This is a genomic window from Acidithiobacillus sp. TH-A36, assembly GCF_057473445.1.
Window position 1 is genome coordinate 1 of record NZ_JBYCKP010000196.1, and the last position, 3,668, is coordinate 3,668.

Annotated in this window: 2 protein-coding genes; one reads left to right on the forward strand and one right to left on the reverse strand. The window is 56.2% G+C overall.

What is annotated here, in order from left to right; translation table 11 throughout:
• Positions 1-259: 259 nt before the first annotated feature.
• Positions 260-1,210 carry a PDC sensor domain-containing protein gene (locus AC2VLY_RS05230; RefSeq protein WP_193649456.1) on the forward strand — a complete coding sequence of 317 codons (951 nt, stop codon included), beginning with the start codon at positions 260-262 and terminating at the stop codon, positions 1,208-1,210.
• Here AC2VLY_RS05230 and AC2VLY_RS05235 read toward each other — a convergent pair.
• Positions 1,207-3,668 (reverse strand): transglutaminase family protein (locus tag AC2VLY_RS05235; RefSeq protein WP_486921887.1); only part of this gene is annotated, 2,462 nt, incomplete at its 5' end. The genes AC2VLY_RS05230 and AC2VLY_RS05235 overlap by 4 nt on opposite strands.

A 3,668-nucleotide genomic window follows, 5' to 3' on the forward strand; every position in this document is an offset into this window, starting at 1 on the left:
CTTTGAACAAAAAAAAGGGCGGGAGGACCGCCCTGGAAGCCACTTGAGGAGGAGTGATCAGATGACCATGATCAGGATATGTTTAGCAGGAAGCGTGCCATCTTTTTTTGCGAAATGCCGATTCCCGCTTTTGGGTGAGTAGATTCTTTGAAGCATAAAAGGTGTTGAGGATATGGCACGCCCCTTGCTGCACTATCCATGGGTCATGATCTGATCAATTTGCACATAGACGCCACGAGCGACCTGTTGGGGGTGAGTCATGAATCGCTTCGAGCATTTTCGCGAGGTACGCAAGGATCTTGCCGCACTGCTTGGGGGCGTCGTTGATGCCCTCGCCAGTCCTGCATTGTTGCAGCAGCATGCGGATGAACAACGGAAAAAGCTGAGTTGTCTCATTAATCGCCACCCTTTTCTGGATTTGTGCTACCTCCTGGATGCGGAGGGTCGGCAAATTGGGGATAATGTGGCTGCTTCCCGGCGCCGTGCTGCTGGTAAAGAGGATGGGGATGGCGTGGATCGCAGCCATCGACCTTATTACCGTCTGGCCCTCAATGCGTTGTCTCCAGTCCTGACCGAACCCTATTTATCTTCGGCCAATGGTCATATTTGTGTGACGGCTGCAGCGCCTATTCGTGATGAAAAGGGGCAACTGCTGGGCATGCTGGTGGCTGATAGCGAGCTGGATAGGGCCCTCGCCCTGCTCGAAGAAGATGATATCCGGCGGGGCTTCGAACCCTATTTCAAGGCCATTTATACCCTGTTTTCGACTGGCCTGCTGGCAGTCAGCGCCGCTCTGGGTTTTCATGCGCTCGTCAGCCTGAAACAGGTCTGGTCGGCTGTTGCCGCGCCAGGGGACTTTACGGCGCCCTTTCAGGCGACCATTTTGTTTACCCTGGCGCTGGCCGTATTTGATCTGTCCAAAACCATTTTTGAAGAGGAAGTCCTGCTGCGCAAAGATATTCGTCGTCATAGTACTACGCGACGCACTTTGACCCGATTCATTGCGGCCATCCTGATTGCGGTGTCCATCGAAGGCCTGATGCTGGTGTTCAAATTTGCTCTGGATGCCCCCCAGAATCTCTGGTTGGCTGAACTGCTGCTGGTAGCTGCTGCATTGCTGCTGGTGGCTCTGGGCGTATATGTATATTTGGGTGGCCAGGCAGAAGTGCTCCTGTCACAGCATCGTGATCAGCGTCACGATGCGGGTTAGGAGCCCTGTTTTGGGGATCTGCTCATGCGCAGATCCAGAGTATGCGGATAATCCGGTTGTTCTTCATCATAGGGTGCTTGCCAGGGGTATTCACCGCTGCCTCTGGCGACGAAGCGCCCCTCACTGGGGAGCGCCTTACCTCCCATGATAGAGGGTGCAGAAGGCGTCGGTTCGGGTTGGCTGTGACCGGTCGTGGTAAAACGGGATTGGCGCCGGGCCTCGGCTTCCCAGGCATTGACGGGGAATACTTCCGAATTGCGTCCACCCGGATGCATGACATGGTAGGTACAGCCGCCGATGCTGCGTCCATTCCAGGTGTCGATCAGATCGAAGGTCAGTGGGGAATGCACCGGAATGGTCGGGTGCAGGGCAGATGGCGGCTGCCAGGCACGATAACGCACCCCTGCCACCTGGCTATCCGGGGCTCGGGTTGTCTGCAGCGGAACACGCCGTCCATTACAGGCCAGTATATGTCGTCCGGGAGTCATTCCCGTGACCTTGACCTGCAGGCGTTCAATGGACGAATCCACGTAGCGGGCGGTACCACTTCCGGTGACCTCCTCACCGAGAACATGCCAGGGCTCAATGGCAGCACGCAGTTCTATTTGTACATCACCAATCTGCACATGACCATGCTCTGGAAAGCGAAATTCCGAAAAGGGTGTCAGCCATTCCAGTTGAAAGAGGATCCCGTGGTTTTGCAGGTCCGTACAGACCTCGCGCAAATCTTCCCAAACATAGTGGGGCAGCATGAAGCGATCATGCAGCGTCGTTCCCCAGCGAATCAGGGCATGACGATAAGGATCTTCCCAAAAGCGTAAAATCAGACTGCGGACCAGCAACTGCTGAACCAGACTCATGCGCGCATGGGGTGGCATTTCAAAGGCACGCAGTTCTACCAGTCCCTGGCGTCCGGCGGAACCGGTTGGAGAGTAGAGTTTGTCAATGCAGATTTCTGCGCGATGCGTATTTCCGGTAATGTCGACCAGAAGATTACGAAACAGGCGATCCACCAGCCAGGGTTGCACGACATTGCCTGGAGGTACCTGGGTAAAGGCAATTTCCAGTTCATAAAGTGCTTCATGACGGGCTTCGTCCACCCGGGGTGACTGGCTGGTCGGGCCAATAAACATCCCGCTGAAAAAATAGGAGAGAGCTGGATGATGCTGCCAATAGGTAATGAGACTTTGCAACAAATCCGGACGGCGCAGGAAAGGACTGTCGCCGGGGGTCGCGCCGCCCAGCGTCATGTGATTGCCGCCGCCGGTACCGGTGTGGCGGCCGTCCAGCATGAATTTTTCGGCGGTCAGGCGACAGGCATGGGCTTCTTCGTAAAGTAGCTTGGTTTTTTCGACCATTTCCGGCCAGCTGGAAGAGGGGTGAATGTTCACCTCAATAACACCGGGGTCCGGTGTGACCAGCAGTTTTTCCAGGCGAGGATCACTGGGCGGCGCATAACCTTCAATGACGACCGGCATTTTCAGGGCGGCCGCAGTGGCTTCAAGCGCGCTGAGTAGCCGCAGATAATGCTCAGTCACCTGCAGGGGTGGGAAAAAGCAATACAGACAGCCTTTGCGGATCTCCAGGGTGACTGCTGTGTGGGGAATTTCCTCCCAGCTGGGAGCTTTGTTGCTGGCCTGGCTTTTCGCTGTTTGGGATTTATGGCTGCTCTCCGGCGTCGGCCTGGCATGCATATCCGGTAGGGGCGGTAAGGGCGCGAAGGGGTCCGTTTCCGGCTGCCATTTTTTGTGCGGATCGACCATCCACGGCAGGCTATCCAGGGGCAGGCGCATACCCAGAGCTGAGTCGCCAGGAATGAGAATCAGGCGTCCGCTGCGAAATACCCAGGTTGCGGAGTACCAGCATTGCTGATTCCATTCCCAGGCCAAAGGCAGAACCCAACCCACGGGGCGGTCCAGACCGGCCTGAAGCTTTTCGATGAGGGTCTGACGCTCCAGAGGATCATCAAGGCGATGGGTACTGAGGTCAATGTTGACCGGAACCCGTCCCTCTTGATGAAGGACATGCCAGGCATCTTCGTAGGCAGGAATGAGCCGGGTGCTGTCTACCTGCAATTGTTCGCAGAGCTGACAGGCGAAATGATGGAGATCTTCCGGTTTCCAGCCGTAATCCTTGAGTGGATCCGCCAGCAGTGCCGGATTTTGCCACACCGGCAGGCCATCTTTGCGCCAGTATAAGCCCAAGGCCCATCTGGGCAGGGGTTCGCCCGGATACCATTTACCTTCACCCGTATGCCGCAAAGCCCCTTGTGCAAAATGCTTACGCAGGCGTTCCGAAAGGATTTCAGCGCGTTCGCGTTTGTGTTTGCCCAGTGCCTCCAGATTCCATTGTGGATCATCCACCGCTTCCGTAGCCACAAAAGTGGGCTCCCCGCCCATGGTCAGACGGACATCTGCCGCCTGCAGGCGGTCATCGACAATGCGCCCAAGCACCATGA

What these genes read in the sequence shown, in the direction of transcription:
- AC2VLY_RS05230 (WP_193649456.1), top strand. Translation starts at nt 260, where the DNA reads ATGAATCGCTTCGAGCATTTTCGCGAGGTACGCAAGGATCTTGCCGCA.